This window comes from Kocuria carniphila, assembly GCF_004136555.1.
Classification (GTDB): Bacteria; Actinomycetota; Actinomycetes; order Actinomycetales; family Micrococcaceae; genus Kocuria; species Kocuria carniphila.
On the sequence record NZ_NOIT01000006.1, the window covers coordinates 79,064 to 96,169 of the forward strand.

A 17,106-nucleotide genomic window follows, 5' to 3' on the forward strand; every position below is an offset into this window, starting at 1 on the left:
GATGGGAGAAACTGTGACCACTACTGAAAACGTGGCTACCTACGATTACGTTATTGTCGGAGCGGGCTCCGCCGGCGCCGTGATCGCGGCGCGCCTGAGCGAGAACCCGAACGTGAGCGTGGCCCTGCTCGAAGCCGGCGCCCACGATGAGAACGTGCCGGAAGTCCTGACGCTCGACCGCTGGATGGAACTGCTCGAATCCGGCTACGACTGGGATTACCAGATCGAACCGCAGGAGAACGGCAACTCGTACATGCGCCTGGCCCGCGCCAAGGTGCTGGGCGGTTGCTCGTCGCACAACTCGTGCATCGCCTTCTGGGCACCCGCCGAGGACATGGACGAATGGGAGTCCAAGTTCGGGGCCGAGGGCTGGAACGCGGAGACGGCCTTCCGGTTGTACAAGAAACTCGAGAACAATGAGGACCCCGGATCCCACCACGGCCACGACGGGCCCGTGCGGCTGCGCCAGGTCCCCGCCGTGGATCCCTGCGGCGTGGCGGTTCTCGACGCCGCCGAACAGGCCGGGATTCCGCGCGCTGACTTCAACACCGGCAAAACGGTGACCCAGGGCGCGAACTTCTTCCAGATCAACGCGCGCGAGGACGGAACCCGCTCCTCGTCCTCGGTGAGCTACCTGCACCCGATCCGGGACCGTGAAAACCTCACGATCCTGACCGGCACCCAGGCCAAACGAATCGTGGTCGACGAGAACCAGCGAGCCACCGGCGTGGAGGTCACGGACAACGCTTTCGGTCGTGCGCACGTGATCTCGGCCAACCGCGAGGTCGTCGTCTCCGCCGGTGCGATCGACACGCCCAAGCTGCTCATGCTCTCGGGAATCGGTCCGGCCGAGCACCTCACCGAGGTGGGCGTGGACGTGCTGGTGGACTCCCCGGGCGTGGGCTCGCACCTGCAGGATCACCCGGAGGCCGTGATCCAGTGGGAGGCCAAGCAGCCCATGGTCGAGGACTCCACCCAGTGGTGGGAGATCGGCCTGTTCGCCCAGGTGGACGACGGATTGGACCGCCCGGACCTGATGATGCACTACGGCAGCGTGAACTTCGACATGCACACCTACCGCCACGGGTACGCCACGGCGGACAACGCGTTCTGCCTGACCCCCAACGTGACCCACGCTCGTTCCCGCGGCACCGTGCGGCTGCGCACGCGTGACTACCGGGACAAGCCCCGCGTGGATCCCCGGTACTTCACCGACCCGGAGGGTTACGACCTACGGATCATGACCGCGGGTATCCGCAAGGCCCGTGAAATCGTCTCGCAGTCCGGGCTCTCGGAATGGGCCGGTCAGGAGCTGTTCCCGGGTCAGGATGTGCAGACGGACGAGGAGATCGCCGACTACATCAAGCGCACCCACAACACCGTGTACCACCCCGCGGGTTCGTGCCGCATGGGGCCGGTCGAGGATCAGGATTCTCCGCTGGATCCGCAGTTGCGGGTCAAGGGCGTGAGCGGCCTGCGCGTGGCTGATGCTTCGGTGATGCCGGAACTGGTCACCGTGAACCCCAACATCACGGTCTACATGATTGGTGAGCGCGCCGCTGAGCTGATTGCCCAGGAGCAGGAGTCGCCCTCGGACAAGTAGCGGCACCATGACATGAATGAAGCCCGGCACCAGTGCCGGGCTTCATTCATGCGGTCCTGATCAGGCGCTGAGCGCCACCGGTTTCGGTTCCAGTTTGTAGAACGGAATGCCACCGGAGACGTTTGATGCTCCGGGAACGAGTAGCTGCTGGTACTTCTCGCACCATTGGGCGCGGCCGCGGTTGTGGGCGGCTGCGTGGGCCAGGGCGCGAACGTTGCTGCTCATGTATTCGTGGATGTCCCCATTGGACTCCATGAGACGCACCATGTGGTGGTCGGGGTCGATGTCGACGGTGACGTCAACCCATTGTTCTCGAGGGGACTCGGTCTTTGTGCGTAGTTGTTGAATGTTCTTCATCAGTATTGTGCTTTCGTACAGTGAGGTTCTTGCTGCGCCCGCGGTTGCGCCACAGCCGCTTCGTCATCCAAACCACCCCTGAACCAAGGGTTGGCGTGCGCCGGGTTGGAGCCCAGCAGGATCTCGGGTTTTACCCCGATTTCCAGAGCGCATCTCGTGAAGCTGGATTAGAGCGTAGCGGGTTGGGCGCATGACAAACCAGAGGGTGTCTCATAACGTCACCAAAAGTTAATCTACGAATGGATCGTGCACCACGGATCACGGCGCGGTTGTGGACAACCTGCGCGCACGAGATGCCACGGTGCGGGCTTGTGCATAGTGCTCCATGAGCTGGTCACACACGGCGTTCCACGTGCGAGTCTGCACGGTGGTGTAGGCGGTGCGGGAGAAGGCGGCGCGTTTGGCGTTGTCACCCACGAGATCCAGCACGCGATCGCGGAGCATCTCGGTGTCACCGGGCTTGTAGAGCCAGCCGTTGCGGGACGAATCAACCAGGTCCACGGGCCCGCCGCGGCCCACGGCCACGACGGGTACGGCGCTGGCCATGGCTTCCTGGATTGTCTGGCAGAACGTCTCGTGTTCACCGGGGTGCACGAACACGTCCAGGGAGGCCATGGCGGTGGCCAATTCGGCACCGTCCAGGAAACCCACGAAGTACGCATTGGGGAGCAGCATGCGGAGCTTCTCCTTCTCCGGCCCCGAGCCCACGATCACCAGTCGGGTATCGGGCAGCGAATCCAGGACCACGAGATCCTGCACCTGCTTTTCGGGAGCCAAGCGCCCCACGTAACCCACGAGCTTCCGGCCGCCGCCCACCCGTTCGCGCCATTCGTGATCGCGCCGAGCCGGGTTGAAGCGGCGGGTGTCCACGCCGCGTCGCCACATGCGCACGCGTTGCACACCGTGTTCATGCAGCGACGAGATGGACGCCGTGGACGGCGCCAAGGTCACAGTCGAACTGTTGTGCATGTTTCGCACGTGGCTCCACAGCACGTTCTCCAGGACCGGGGCACCGTAGCGGGCCGCGTATCCGGGAACGTCGGTCTGGTAAATGGAGACGCACGGTAAGCCCAGATTCTTGGCGGCCTGGATGGCCTGCCAGCCCAGGACGAAGGGGGAGGCCACGTGCACGACGTCTGGTTGGAAGCGGGTCAGGATGCGCTGCATGCGTGCCACCGTGCAGCTGGCGACCCGGACGTCGGGGTACCCGGCGAGGGGGATGGACGCGATGCGTTGAACTCTGATCCCGTCCATGGAGTCCACGGAGCCCAGGGCTCCGAGTTTTTCGTAGGTCGGTGCGATGACCATGGCTTCGTGACCCTGGGCCCGGAGGTACTCCAGGACTCGAACCACGGAATGCGTCACGCCGTTGATGTGGGGGAGGAACTGTTCGGCAACCACTGCGATTCTCACAATTAATACTGTGGCCGTCGCGGGTCACCGGTTCTTCACGCCAGGGTGACCTGTCGGTGAAGTCTGGGCCAACTCCGGTGGGGACGTGGAAAGATGGAGGTGATGAACTTCCCCACCTTTTCCAACACCCTGTCCGGGGCGCGCGAGCGGCTGCAACGCAACCGCCACGGTGACCCCGAGAGCTCGCCCGCCATATCGCCATCGGCCGACTCCAACCGGAGGGGCCCGGAGGACGGGTTCCCCATGCCCTTGTGGCTGCAGGGAGTCATTGAACTCCTGGCGGTGGCCGCCATCAGCTTGCTGCTCACGGGGTTGCTGATGGCAGCCGTCTGGCTGGCTGGTGGTTTTGATTCCTTGGGCGTCCTGGGCGGCCTTCAACTCGCGGGTCAGGTGTGGTTGGTGGCCCATTGCACGCCGTTGACCATGGCGGCCATCCAGGGCATCGACGTGTCCACCGGCGGCGGCACTCTCACCTTGGTGCCCTTGGGGCTCACGCTGATTCCGTTCGGGCTCGCGGTCATTGCGGGTCGCCGAATCGCGCGCGCGTGTTGGCGGGGGCAGTTCCTCAAACCATTCTTTGCCGGGATGATCACGTACGCGCTCGTCGGGGCGTTGGTGGCCCTGGTGAGCAGCACGGAACACGTCTCCGCGAGCGTGCTGGCGGGCGCGCTGTTCCCGTTGATCCCGGCCGGTCTGGGCACCCTGGTGGGCGGGTGGAGCGTCTCGCGTTCCTTGGCCGCCGTCTTGGGCGCCGACGCCGCATCATGGATCCAGCGCACCAGCCAGTATTCACGCTGGGCCGGTTCCTACGTGTGGGCCGTCGTCCGTGCCGGTTTCCTGTCCGCGGTGGCTGTCATAGCGGCCGGAGCGTTGCTCACCGTGCTGGCGCTGGTGTGGAACTGGGACGGCATCATCGCCGTCTATCAGGAACTGGGTACGGGCGCGGCCGGGGATACCGCTCTGAGCGCCCTGCAGTTCGGGTACCTGCCGAACATGGTCGTGTGGGCTGCGGCGTGGGCCAGCGGCGCGGGTTTCTCCGTGGGGGAGGGGACACTCACCTCACCCTTCGCGAACTCACTGGGTGCGCTACCGCAGTTCCCGCCGTTTGCAGCCCTACCGGAGGGCGATCCGTGGAGCTACGCGTCGGCCGTGGTGGTGCTGCCGGTCCTGGCCGGTGTGCTCGCGGGTTGGTGGTTCCTGCGCGAAGGTGAGAACCACCTGGACGACTGGATGGCCATCCGCTTGCCCATGCGATGGTTCACGTTCATCCTGTCCACGCTGCTGACGGTGGCGTTCATTGCGGCGATCGGCGCGGGTCTTGTGGCGATGTTGGCGTGGCTGTCTCACGGGTCATTGGGCCTGGGAAGGCTCACGGACATCGGCCCCGATCCCTGGCACGTGTTCTTGTGGACCGGCGCCGAGATCACCGCCGGTGGTGCCATCGGGTACGTCCTGGGGCCGTGGCTCGAACGCGAGGGTTACCGGAAGAACCCCTGGAACAGTTCCCTGGAGGATTCATCCGCCAGCGATACGGAAACGGAGGGCCCGGAAGGCCTCGACGGAGAAGCAACGGGATCCGCACGAGACGCCAAACGGGCCGCGAAGGCACAGGCCAAGCAGGCCAAGAAAGCGGAAGCTCGGGAGAAGCGGGCTGCCAAGAAATCAGCGAAACGCAAGGCCGTCCGGCTGGCAGTTCCCGGAGCGGACGATCAGTCGGCGCAGGATCCGGTGCGATCACCGGCTGAGCACCACGCAGGTGCACAGCCCGCATCGCGGGCGGAGCATCGGTCACGAGCCGTGGCGGACGGGACGGACCCAGCGACCGGGCCGAGCGGCGTCGTCGATCGGAACCAGACTGCTCCCTGGGGCGCGAACGGGTCGACCGCGGTGACCGCTCAGGAGGCGGGCGACGCAGACTCGGCCGTGACGGACGGTGACGGCGTGGCCGTGGTCGACGGGGCGTCGGTGGACTCCCGTGATCCGGACGGCGCGGGGGGCTCCGTGGTTGCCGGCGACTCGGACGGCGTGGCGGCCGGCGACGATTCCGCGGGACCGGTCTCCAACTCCGATCCGGAAAGGTGATTCCAGATATTGTCCGTGAGTTGTCGCTGACAGTGACTCGTTGACGAGAGCGTCAGGGCCGAATCCACGCACTCTTGGTACACCTGTGAGGCCGGCCACACGGCGAGCCGCGCGCCTCCTCCGAAAGCATTGAACGCGCCCCACACAATGGCCAGAATGGCCAGGAACGTGATGAAGAACCGCGAGGTGACCTTGCGGGACGTACTCAGGGCCACGATGCCCAGCACCACGCCCGCCAGTGCCATGATCACTCCCACGGCCGTGGACCACACGTGGCCGGTGACGAGTGCGGAGGACAGCAACGCGAGCGCCGCTGCCAGACCGGAAAGCCTCAAACGGGAGGACGCGTGTGCTGTGTCTGGGCTTTCGGAATCCTGCATGATCTCCACTGTAAGGCAGCGACCCGGTCGGGGCGGACCGCGGAAAATCGTTAGCATGATCGGTATGCGACTCGTGGTCATGGTTTCCGGTTCCGGGACAAATTTGCAGGCAATCATCGATGCGCTCCACAAGGGCGACGTGGACGTGGACATCGTCGCGGTCGGCGCGGACAAACCGTGCGTCGGCCTGGAGCGCGCGGAGGCCGCCGGGATCGACACGTTCCTGGTTCCGCTGGCGAATTACCCGGAGCGCGAGCAGTGGAATCGGAGCCTGGAACGAGCCATCGCCAACTACAACCCTGACCGTGTGGTGTTCGCCGGATTCATGCGCATCGTGGACGCCCAACTGGTGGAGCGCTTTGCCGGCAGAATCATCAACACCCACCCCTCGTTGCTGCCTTCGTTCCCGGGCGCCCATGCCGTGCGGGACGCCATGAACTTCGGCGTGAAAGTCACCGGTGCCACCGTGCACGAGGTCGTGGCGGACGTGGATGCCGGTCCTATCCTGGCCCAGGTGGCCGTGCCGGTGCAGTCCGAGGACACCGAGGAGAGCCTGCACGAACGCATCAAGTCCGCCGAACGCGGACTCCTCGTCAACGCCCTTGCGGCGCTGAGCCGTGAAGTTAACTTTGATCTGCCCATCGAGGAGCAGTCGTAGACTTTCTCGTGGCGTCGGCGCCATCCACCCACCCCAACCTCTCCTGGAGTTTTTGTGAATTCGATTCAGCTGGACCGTGTACCCCTCAAACGCGCATTGATCTCCGTGTACGACAAGACCGGTCTGGAGGAGTTGGCGCGCGGCCTGCACGAGGCCGGGGTGAGTATCGTCTCGACCGGTTCCACGGCCCAGCGGATTTCCCAGGCGGGTGTGCCCGTCACTGAGGTTTCCGAGGTCACCGGTTTCCAGGAATGCCTGGACGGCCGCGTCAAGACCCTGCACCCGCGTGTGCATGCCGGCATCCTGGCCGATCGCCGCAAGCAGGAGCACATCGACCAGCTGTCGGAGCTCGAGATCGAGCCTTTCGACCTGGTGGTCGTGAACCTCTACCCGTTCGTGGACACCGTCCGTTCCGGCGCTGCCCAGGACGACGTGGTTGAGCAGATCGACATCGGTGGTCCTTCCATGGTGCGCGCGGCGGCCAAGAACCACGCCGCCGTGTCCGTGGTCGTGGATCCCGCGAGTTACCCGGATGTGATCAATGCAGCGCAGGGCGGTGGCTACGACCTGGCCGCGCGTCAGAAGCTCGCGGCCACCGCGTTCGCGCACACTGCCGCCTACGACACCGCGGTGGCCACCTGGACCGCCCAGCAGTTCGAATCGGATCCCACCGCGAACTTCTGGCCGCCCTATGCCGGTCTCGCGTTCCAGCGCGCAGAGTCCCTGCGCTACGGCGAGAACCCCCACCAGAAGGCCGCACTGTACGTCGACGACGCCGCTTCGCCGGGTATCGCACAGGCCGAGCAGCTTCACGGCAAGGCCATGTCCTACAACAACTTTGTCGACGCAGACGCCGCCCTGCGCGCCGCCTACGACTACGACAAGCCCGCCGTGGCCGTGGTCAAGCACAACAACCCGTGTGGCGTGGCCGTTGCGTCCCCCGGGGCCACGGATCCCATTGCTGACGCCCACCGCAAGGCGCACGCGTGTGACCCGCTGTCCGCGTACGGCGGCGTGGTCGCTGCCAACCGCCCCGTGAGCGCCGCAATGGCCGAGACCCTCAAGGGCATTTTCACGGAAGTCGTTGTGGCCCCGAGCTTCGAGCCGGCCGCGCTGGAGATCCTGCAGGCCAAGAAGAACATTCGTTTGCTCGAACTTCCCGAAGGTTTCGGTCGCGATCCGCTTGAATACCGTGCCGTGTCCGGAGGGGCACTGTTCCAGCAGGCCGACCGCCTGGACGCACCCGGTGACGACCCAGCGAACTGGACCCTGGCCGCCGGAGAAGCGGCGGACGAGGAGACTCTGGCGGACCTCGAATTCGCGTGGCGCTCGCTGCGCGCGGTGAAGTCCAACGCCATCCTGCTCGCCCATGACGGCGCGTCCGTTGGGATCGGCATGGGCCAGGTCAACCGCGTGGATTCCTGCAAGCTCGCCGTGGAACGCGCCGACTCGCTCGCCGAGGACGGTGCCCAGCGCGCCCGAGGTGCCGTGGCGGCGTCGGACGCGTTCTTCCCGTTCGCGGACGGGCTGCAGGTGTTGTTGGACGCCGGTGTGCGTGCCGTGGTGCAGCCGGGTGGTTCGATCCGCGACGAAGAGGTGGTCGCAGCCGCCCAGGCTGCCGGTGTGACCATGTACTTCACCGGAGCGCGGCACTTCTTCCACTGAGCCGATTCACGGTAGTAGAGCCCAGGAACGGGCTCTGACGGACCGAGGGCGCGGCACCCGATCCGGGTGCCGCGCCCTCGGCGTCGATCGGCCTCGGGACTAGAAGACCGAGAGGGTATGCAGATACCGTTCCTGAATGTCCTGCAGCGAACCACCAGCATGGGATGTGCCACCCGTGGCCTCCGAAATCTCCTTCAGGTCCTGCGGAGGCTCACCGTCGGTAATGGCCAGCGTCACGATGTAGACGGGCTTCTCCCGGTCCTGTTCCTGTTTGAGTGTGCGGACCAACTCGTTGAGGTCCTCTGCATCCCCGCGCGTGTCCGTACCGTCACTGATGAGCACCACGGTGTTCACCGCTCCGTCGCGGAAGTTCTTCTGCACCTCCCGGAACGCCGCCAGGGCGGTGGGATACAGCCCGGAGTCGGAGTCCTTCGTGAAGTCGGCGCCGGCCAGAGCGTCCTGGATCATTTGTCGTTGCGGGGATCCGTGCACGTACTCGTCCATGCGACGGATCGGGACCAGCTGCTGGTAGGGCTTGTCCGCGCCGTCGGCGGCCGGGGAGGTCCACAAACCGACCGAATCCCGGGTGGGGATGAACCGCGTTCGAATTACCGTGGAATCCACCGCGGTGCGCCAATACGAACGGTCGGCGTCCGGGTTCTCGCGCCCCATGCTCTCCGAGGCATCCAGCACGTACAACGCGTTGTGGGGAGACGTCTGCCGGGACCACGTGGTCATCAACCGCTGCCACGGCACCTCGTCCTCCACCTGTAGTCGATGGGAGGACGCAGCCGAACGTGCGTCCGGTAGCCGGCGCCCGTCGACTCCGCGCAGGTGGTGCTCCGACAAGACCTCTCTCCCACGCTCCGAGCCCAGGTACGTGGCGATCTCCTGGGCCGCCTGGGCAATCGTTTCATTGCGACGCGCGGCTTCCGAAGGAACCAGTAGGGGGTAGTCGAGCAACCACGCACCCGAGTCGGGAACCAGCGCTCGCACCTGATCACCCTGTGGATGTGTCTCGACGAAGTCCAGGAACCCCTTTTCGGACACCACCACGTTACGGGATTGGCTTACGGACGCCTCGAGCAGATCAATCTCGTTCGAGGTGGAGTGGCCGGATTCACCAGATACGGTGCGAGCGATCATGGCACGGTTCAACTGCTGCTTGGAGACCGTATTGTTCTGCACCTCGGCCACGGCGGAACGTGTAGCCGCGTGCGCCGCACTGTCATTCAAGGGATTGCCCATCACGACCGAGTTGTCGGCAATGACGTCCGTCCAGGTGGTGAAGTCCCTGGTGTGCTCGGGGGCCACGACGACCGGTGAAGACGTCGCCAAGGATTCGGTGTGGACCGTGAATCGATTGGTTTCCGAGGTGGTGGGGAAAAGGGCACTCGAGGACGGGATCCATAACCCAGCCGACATGTCCTGGTGGGGTTCGGTGTGGCTGTCGGGATTCTCGCTCTGCTCAGTGGTGTCCAGGACGATGCACGATTCCGGGTCCACGGGCTTGTCCCGCAGGATCTGCGCCATGCTCTGGTCCGTGACGACCGGTACACGCTGGGTACTGTCGCATTCGACCGGCACGGTGGGACTCGTGGACTGTTGAGCGGTGTCGAAGACCACGAAGCCCAGGCCCATGCCACCCAGGAGCAGAATCGCCAACCCACCGGCCACGGCGGTGCGGCCACTACGACGGGTGCGTTCGGCGTCGCGCCGAGCACGGCGAGTGCTCTGGACGTTCATGCTGTCCCCCTCGGCCCATTGATACGACAACCCCATCGATTATTGCCTGTGCGCGTCATGCAGGAAGCTTTGTGTCCTAGTTGGGTAACAAGTGACCACCAAAGTGTGGACAGTTCTCCGAGTGGATGGTGTTCGGGCGTTGGCTACCTTTGAAGCTGAGCACCCGCGGGGTGTTCAGCCGGGGAGGGTGGTCTTGGGCGGACCGTTCGCCGCGGTATCAATATTGCTGCTTTAGGGGGCGCAAGATCTCATGAAAAATCGTTTTGCACGCGCGGGCGCTGCCGTTGTCGTCGCCGCTGGTTTGACCTTCGGTGCGGCCGCACCTGCCCAAGCCTTCTCGTGGTTCGGTCCGGGTTACACCTACCCTTCGCACTCGGAATGGTCGGTTCCCACTTGCCAGGGCACTGGTGAGTTCGGTTCATTCTTCAACCGGAACTTCAACAGCCACATTGGCGACTTGAACAACTTCTCCGCCACGGCGAACGACATCTACTCCAACACGATCTCCAGCCCCAAGGGTTTCCTGACGAGCGTGGCGTACACAGTGACGCAGCCCATCAACTTCTTGGCGTACCCCACCCTGGACCTCGTGGGCCACGGCCAAGCCACGGCTCAGTCGAGCTGCTGATACCTCAACAATGCGAACGCGTTCAGCGTTCCAGACGAACGGGACCCCGCTTGCTCACGCAAGCGGGGTCCCGTTCGTTGCTGCTAACGGTCTGCTACTGGCCGTTGATCTTCCGGTGTTCGCGGGAGAGTTCCATGTAATGTTCGGCGTTCTGACGGACGGCTGTTCGCTCGTCCTCCGTGAGTTCGCGGCGGACCTTTCCGGGCACACCCGCGACCAACGAACCGGGCGGAACCCGCGTGCCTTCCAGCACCACGGCGCCGGCCGCAATCAAGCTTCCGGTTCCGATCACTGCACCGTTGAGCACCGTCGCGTTCATTCCCACGAGCACCTCGTCCTCCAGGGTGCAACCGTGCACCACGGCGCCGTGGCCCACGCTCACGCGCTCGCCAATGGTGCAGGGGTGGCCGGGGTCGGAATGGACCGACACGTTGTCCTGGAGATTCGAGTTCGCACCCAGCCTCAGTGGGGAGCGATCACCACGCATCACGGCGCCGTAGAAGACTCCCGCACCATCCCTGACCTCCACATCACCGATCAGGGTGGCGTTGGGGGCAATGAAAGCGGTCTGGGCAACCGTTGGTTCGTGGTTACCGTAGGGGAGGCGGACGTGCGGTCCTGCACCGGTGGATTCACTGTGTGTCATGGCGCACAGTTTATCCACCGGGGGCGTGCGCTACCGGGACCTACCGTACGTCGTTACCGTCCGACACGGACTGCCGACGGAGCCGGGCCAGGGCCTTCTCGGGTCGGCGGGACGCGCGGTGACGCAGAGACACGGAGATCTTCTGACCGCCCTTGAGCACGTACTCGGCGCCATTGACGTGGATGGTCACCGGGCCGGCCTTCGACGAGGTGCCTTCCAATTCGAGGATGTCCTGGTCGATGGAAACCTCGATGACCTGTCCGCGGTACAACACCGTGAAATCCACGGCCTGCAGCTCACGCGGCAGGGTGGGGCGGAACTCCAGCCAGTCGCCACGCACACGCAATCCTGCGTACGCGCGGGTGATCACGTCTACCGAGCCGGCCATCGCACCCAGGTGGATACCCTCGCCGGTGGTGCCGCCCTGAGTGTCGTCCAGATCCACCATGAGGGCGTCCTGGAAAGAACCCCAGGAGCGGTCAGGATCCAGCCACGCCAGAACCGCCGCGTTGACCACGCGGGACAGTGAGGATCCGTTGGAGGATCGTGCGATGTAGTGATCCACGGTGCGCTGCACGGTGTCGTGGTCGATGCTGTACCCCATCCGCTCGAGTTCTTCGATCAGGCCCTCGGGGCCCAGCAGATAGACCAACATGATGGTGTCAGCTTGCTTCGTCAGCTTGTAGTTGTTGGTCAGGTCGCCTTCGTTCTCCAACAGCAGGTCCAGGCGGCCGATGTTGTGGTACTTGGCGCGGTAGAAGTCCCAGTCCAACTCGGCGAGTTGGTCGTAACCCTCGAACTGAGAGATGGTGCCGTCCGAGTTGAACGGTACGTACATGTTCTTGGCCATGTTCAGCCAGGTCTGAACCTCCTGGCTGGAGATCTCGAAACGGGTTTCGAGCTCCTCGCGCTGGTGCTCGACCATGTCGTTGAAGATGTGCGCCGAGTGGCGGAACAACCACGACGCCAGAATATTGGTGTACGCGTTGTCCTTGAGTCCGCCACCGTGCTGGCCCGCGGGGCCATCGTGGTACTCGTCCGGACCCATGACACCGGCAATGTGATACTTGCCGTCGTGGGAGTCGTACTCGGCCAGGGAGGCGAATAGGCGCGTGATTCCGACGATCAGTTCGGAACCGTGGCCGGAGAGCCAGTCGATGTCCCCGGTCGATTCGTAGTACACCCAGGCGTTGTACGCGATGGCCAGGCCCACATGGAACTGGCGCCAGGAGTTGTCGGGCAACCAGCGGCGTGAGTGGTGGTTGTACAGCTCCGGAGGGGTTTCTTCGCTTCCGTCGGAGCCGGACTGCCACGGGAACGCAGTGCCGTACAGGCCGAATTCCTGGGCGCGGTGACGGGCCATGGGGAGTCGCCGCCACCGATAGGACAGCAACGAGCGGGTCACGTGCGGGTGGCGCATGTTGACCACGGGCAGGATGAACAGCTCGTCCCAGAAGATGTGGCCGCGGTAGCCCTCGCCGTGCAGGCCGCGAGCGGGCACACCAGCATCGCGCAGCGACAGGTGAGGGGCCAGCGTTTGGGCGGTGTGGAACAAATGGGTGCGCATGGCCAACTGGGTACTGCGCGATTCGGCAGAGTCCTCGGCCGCGTCGAGGGTGACCTCGTAGCGATCCCACAACCGGGCCCATTCGATCTCGTGCGAGGTCAGCAACTTGCGCACGCCGAACGGGGTGCGATCCAACTCGGCCAGAGCACCTTCGCGCGGTGAGCTGATGGCGGCGTCGCGACTGGTGACCACGGCGGTGGTGCTGTCGATGACGACCGGCTGGTCGGACGAGACATGGATCAGGTGGCGTCGGAACTCGATACCACCGGGGCGCACCTCACGGCGTTCGTTGCTGGGCACTTCGCTTTCCACACGGGTGCGCTGGGCCATGGCGATTTCGATTTTCGACTGTGAGGTCCGCACCAGGGACAGCAGCGTCTCGTGCTCGTCCGGCAACGTGGTGGACTCCAGCAGCATCAGGTGGTGAGAGTTGAGTTCCTTGTACTCTGCCACTCCGCTGTTGGTCACGGTGGGATCGATACCGGTGCGCACGTGTAACCGCCCCGAGAAATTCCGGGGAGTCAATGTGGTTTCCTGGGCGCCGAGGTGACGGTGTCGCAGGGACACGAGGCGACGTTGCACCACGTCCAAGCTGCGGATCGTACCGTCCGCAGTGGGTTCGGGGTCGCTGAGAGTCAGGGTGCGGGTCAGTAGGCCGCGGCGCAGATCCAGGGACACGTGCTCCTTGGACGGCTGAAGACCACCCTCGGACCACCACTCACCTTCCGCGAAACGCAGGTCGAGGTGGAGCCAGTTGGGGGTGTTGACCATGGACTCGTGCTCGGCGTCGCGTCCGTTGATGTTGCTCTGCACGCGATTGAATACACCCGCCAGATACGTACCGGGGTAGTGCACGTCATTGGCCGGGAACTCGCTGGCCGCGCCGCGCACGCCCATGTAGCCATTGGCCAGGGTCAACAGGGACTCACGGCGCGGTTCGTTCGCCGGGTCGAAGCCCTCGAAGGCAAGGGTCCAGGGGTCATCACGCAGGGCGCCGAGGTCCAGCTCTCCCACGTCATTGAGCACGACGTGCGCCCCCGCGCGGTACAGCCGATCACGGGCGCTGTCTCGGTTGATGCCCACCACCAGGCCGAACCCCCCGGCCACACCGGCCTGCACACCGGCCACGGCGTCCTCTACGACCACCGAATTCTCCACGGGAACGTTGAGCAGACGCGCGCATTCCAGGAAGGTGTCCGGAGCGGGTTTGCCGGGCAGATTCTGTTGGGCGGCCATGTTGCCGTCCACGATTTCGTCGAAGATCTCCGACAGCCCGGCGGCCGCCAGGACCACGCCGCTGTTGCGGCTGGCGGTGACCAGACCCACGGGGACCCCCGCGTCCTGCAGGCGTTCGATGAGCGCCACGGTGCGGGGAAACACCCGTACGCCGTGTTCCTTGAGTTCAGCGTGGAAGAAGCCGTCCTTGGTGGCCGCCTGTCCCTGAACGGTCCAGTCTCCGGCCTTGGGCTCCTCGTCGTTGCGGGCTTCGGGCAGCATGGCACCGCGGGCCGCGAGCAGCGCGCGGACGCCGTCCTCGCGGCGTCGTCCGTCAACGTAGGTGCGGTACTCACCCAGGGGATCGAAGGGGGAACGATCTACTTGGCCACCCGGTTCGGCGGGTTCCAGCCGCTCGTCGACCAGAATGGCGTCAAAGAGCTGTTGCCACGCGCGGGCGTGCACGCTGGCGGTGTCCGTGACCACGCCGTCCATGTCGAAGATGACGGCTGAGTAGCGGGTCCGCAGCACATCCACCGGGGCCGAAGGAGCGTGGTCCTCCGTGATCCGGGGCATGGAAGCGGTGAACGGGGCGGTGGGCAGAACGTTCACAGCGCAGTAACTCCTTGGACGGATCGAACTCGATCCGAGGTGGTGAAACGGGGGTCAGGAACATGTTAAGGAAACACTCGTCACGGTGAAATGGAAAGTAGCCCGCAAACAGTGTGTTCCTCACGTCGGTGTGCTAGGCAACCTCAAAAGTGTACGAGCATACCTGCCCGTGTACCAGTGGGTAGAGCGTGGTTTCTTACACAGTTGTGCACCGACATCCTTGCGAGCGGGCTCGGGGCTATGCTGGACGCGACCCCCTCCCGCGCCAATAGAAGGTGGAGCATGACGGAATCTCTGGGACAGTCAGTCACCAATCAGCCGCTGTCCGAGGTCGACCCGGACGTATCACGGGCCATTGACCAAGAATTGGGGCGTCAGCGCTCCACGTTGGAAATGATAGCTTCAGAGAATTTCGCGCCGCGCGCCGTTCTCGAAGCGCAGGGCTCCGTGCTCACCAACAAGTATGCAGAGGGCTACCCGGGCCGCCGCTATTACGGCGGCTGCGAATACGTGGACGTCGTGGAGAACCTGGCCCGCGACCGCGCGACCGCGTTGTTCGGGGCCGAACACGCCAACGTGCAGCCCCACTCGGGTGCACAGGCCAACACCGCCGTGATGGCAGCTCTCATGCAGCCCGGTGACACCTTGATGGGCTTGTCCCTGGCTCACGGTGGTCACCTGACCCACGGCATGAAGATCAACGTGTCCGGCAAGCTCTACAACATTGCCGCGTACGAGGTTGATCCGGACAGCTACCGCATTGACATGGACAAGGTGCGAGAGACCGCACTGGAAGCCCGTCCCAAGGTGATCGTGGCCGGCTGGTCCGCGTACTCACGCCAGCTGGACTTCGAGGCGTTCCGTTCCATCGCGGACGAAGTGGACGCCAAGCTGTGGGTCGACATGGCTCACTTCGCAGGTTTGGTTGCCGCCGGCCTGCACCCCAACCCGGTGCCTCACGCCCACGTGACCACCTCAACCGTGCACAAGACGCTGGCGGGTCCGCGTTCCGGTGTGATTCTGTCCACCGAAGAATTCAAGAAGAAGATCGATTCCGCAGTGTTCCCGGGTCAGCAGGGCGGACCGCTCATGCACGCCATTGCAGGCAAGGCCGTGGCCTTCAAGATCGCCGCGTCCGAGGACTTCGCCGAACGTCAGCGCCGCACCATCGAAGGTGCCCAGATCCTCGCCGAGCGCCTGAACGCACCGGATGTCGCAGAGCACGGCGTGTCCGTGCTGACCGGCGGCACCGACGTGCACCTGGTGATCGTGGACCTGCGCAACTCGGAGCTGGACGGCAAGCAGGCCGAAGACCTGCTGCACCAGGCGGGCATCACCGTGAACCGCAACGCGGTTCCGTGGGATCCCCGCCCGCCCATGACCACTTCGGGTCTGCGCATCGGCACTCCCGCACTGGCCACTCGCGGTTTCGGCGCCAAGGAATTCGAAGAGGTCGCGGACGTCATCGCCGCAGCCCTCAAGCCCGGCGCGGACGTCGATGCCCTGCGCAAGCGCGTTGACGCCCTGACCGAGCAGTTCCCGCTGTACCCCGGCCTTGAGGAATGGTGAGGATGACCGCTCAGATTTTGGACGGCAGGGCCACCGCGGCCGCCATCAAGTCCGAACTCGCCGAACGCGTGAAGGTGCTGGCCGACAAGGGTCGCGTTCCGGGACTGGCCACCGTGCTGGTCGGTGACGACCCGGCGTCGCACTCCTACGTAGCGGGCAAGCACCGTGACTGCGAGCAGGTGGGGATCTCCTCGATCCGCAAGGAACTGCCCGCGGACGTTTCCCAGGCCGACCTGGAGAAGGCCATCGACGAGCTGAACGAGGATCCGGCCTGCACCGGCTATATCGTGCAGCTGCCGCTTCCCGACCAGATCGACACGAACGCGATTCTGGAACGGATCGATCCGGCCAAGGACGCGGACGGGCTGCACCCCACCAACCTGGGGCGCCTGGTGCTCAACGTCAGTGAGCCCATGACCTCGCCGCTTCCGTGCACTCCCGCCGGGATCATCGAGTTGTTGGATCGTCACGGCGTGAAGCTCCAGGGCAAGCATGTTCTGGTGGTAGGTCGCGGTGTCACCGTGGGCCGCCCCATCGGGCTGCTCCTGACCCGCCGCGAAATCAACGCAACCGTCACGCTGGCCCACACGGGCACGCAGAATCTGGACGAGCTGCTCTCCCAGGCGGATGTCGTGGTGGCGGCGGCCGGCCGACCGCACATGATCAAGGCCGACCAGATCAAGGACGGCGCCGTGCTCCTGGACGTGGGCGTCTCACGGATCGAAGATCCCGAGACGGGCAAGAAAAAGCTCACGGGTGACATCGAGCCCGCCGCGTCGGAGAAGGCCTCGTGGCTTTCACCGAACCCCGGTGGGGTGGGCCCCATGACTCGTGCCATGTTGCTGGTCAACGTGGTCGAGTCCTGCGAACGTGCCGAGGGCATCCTCAAGTAGCAGGGGACCTCCTCGCGTAACGATCCCGGACCACGCGAAACGCCGACGCCGCGCCGCCCACTGGGCAGCGCG

General features: G+C 64.8%; 12 protein-coding genes and 1 riboswitch. Of the genes, 7 read left to right on the top strand and 5 right to left on the bottom strand.

The features are described from left to right. The first annotated feature begins 1 nt into the window (after position 1). Positions 2–1,603: a GMC family oxidoreductase gene (locus EWV37_RS05785; RefSeq protein WP_129700384.1), complete on the top strand. Its 1,602-nt coding sequence runs from the start codon at positions 2–4 to the stop codon at positions 1,601–1,603. Between the two features lie 60 nt (positions 1,604–1,663). On the opposite strand, the gene EWV37_RS05790 is transcribed toward EWV37_RS05785, so the two are convergent. Both EWV37_RS05790 and EWV37_RS05795 read right to left on the bottom strand, forming a co-directional pair. Continuing rightward, the gene (locus EWV37_RS05790) at positions 1,664–1,960 is read right to left on the bottom strand and encodes a hypothetical protein (RefSeq protein ID WP_095796899.1); all 297 of its coding nucleotides are present in this window, start codon (positions 1,958–1,960) and stop codon (positions 1,664–1,666) included. 20 nt (positions 1,961–1,980) lie between these two features. Further along, a riboswitch (SAM riboswitch) is annotated at positions 1,981–2,122 on the bottom strand. A gap of 96 nt (positions 2,123–2,218) precedes the next feature. Then, positions 2,219–3,373 (bottom strand): glycosyltransferase family 4 protein, encoded by a 1,155-nt coding sequence (locus tag EWV37_RS05795; RefSeq protein WP_129700385.1) that lies wholly within the window; start codon positions 3,371–3,373, stop codon positions 2,219–2,221. Between the two features lie 102 nt (positions 3,374–3,475). On the opposite strand from EWV37_RS05795, the gene EWV37_RS05800 reads away from it, so the two are divergent. The 3 genes from EWV37_RS05800 to purH all read left to right on the top strand — a co-directional run bounded on the left by EWV37_RS05800 (position 3,476) and on the right by purH (position 8,158). Beyond that, positions 3,476–5,455, top strand: a complete 1,980-nt coding sequence (locus EWV37_RS05800; protein WP_193554302.1) for a cell division protein PerM — start codon at positions 3,476–3,478, stop codon at positions 5,453–5,455. A 444-nt stretch (positions 5,456–5,899) separates the two neighbouring features. After that, positions 5,900–6,493: a phosphoribosylglycinamide formyltransferase gene (gene purN, locus EWV37_RS05805; RefSeq protein ID WP_095797002.1), complete on the top strand. Its 594-nt coding sequence runs from the start codon at positions 5,900–5,902 to the stop codon at positions 6,491–6,493. Between the two features lie 54 nt (positions 6,494–6,547). After that, a complete protein-coding gene (gene purH / locus EWV37_RS05810; RefSeq protein WP_129700387.1) occupies positions 6,548–8,158 on the top strand; it encodes a bifunctional phosphoribosylaminoimidazolecarboxamide formyltransferase/IMP cyclohydrolase in 1,611 nt (536 codons plus the stop codon). A 99-nt stretch (positions 8,159–8,257) separates the two neighbouring features. Here the strand turns inward: purH and EWV37_RS05815 are convergent, their stop codons facing one another. Beyond that, a complete protein-coding gene (locus tag EWV37_RS05815; protein WP_165189292.1) occupies positions 8,258–9,904 on the bottom strand; it encodes a substrate-binding domain-containing protein in 1,647 nt (548 codons plus the stop codon). A 250-nt stretch (positions 9,905–10,154) separates the two neighbouring features. Here EWV37_RS05815 and EWV37_RS05820 point away from each other — a divergent pair, with 250 nt between their 5' ends. Further along, positions 10,155–10,532 (top strand): hypothetical protein, encoded by a 378-nt coding sequence (locus tag EWV37_RS05820; protein WP_129700391.1) that lies wholly within the window; start codon positions 10,155–10,157, stop codon positions 10,530–10,532. A 94-nt stretch (positions 10,533–10,626) separates the two neighbouring features. Here EWV37_RS05820 and EWV37_RS05825 read toward each other — a convergent pair whose 3' ends face one another. Together EWV37_RS05825 and EWV37_RS05830 are read right to left on the bottom strand one after the other, a co-directional pair. Next, a complete protein-coding gene (locus EWV37_RS05825; protein WP_095796892.1) occupies positions 10,627–11,178 on the bottom strand; it encodes a gamma carbonic anhydrase family protein in 552 nt (183 codons plus the stop codon). A gap of 40 nt (positions 11,179–11,218) precedes the next feature. Next, a complete protein-coding gene (locus EWV37_RS05830) occupies positions 11,219–14,572 on the bottom strand; it encodes a beta-phosphoglucomutase family hydrolase (RefSeq protein WP_129700393.1) in 3,354 nt (1,117 codons plus the stop codon). A gap of 282 nt (positions 14,573–14,854) precedes the next feature. Here EWV37_RS05830 and glyA point away from each other — a divergent pair, with 282 nt between their 5' ends. Together glyA and EWV37_RS05840 are read left to right on the top strand one after the other, a co-directional pair. Beyond that, positions 14,855–16,141: a serine hydroxymethyltransferase gene (gene glyA / locus EWV37_RS05835; protein ID WP_095796890.1), complete on the top strand. Its 1,287-nt coding sequence runs from the start codon at positions 14,855–14,857 to the stop codon at positions 16,139–16,141. 2 nt (positions 16,142–16,143) lie between these two features. Beyond that, positions 16,144–17,034, top strand: coding sequence for a bifunctional methylenetetrahydrofolate dehydrogenase/methenyltetrahydrofolate cyclohydrolase (locus EWV37_RS05840; protein WP_129700395.1), 891 nt, complete (start codon positions 16,144–16,146; stop codon positions 17,032–17,034). Positions 17,035–17,106: the final 72 nt, after the last annotated feature.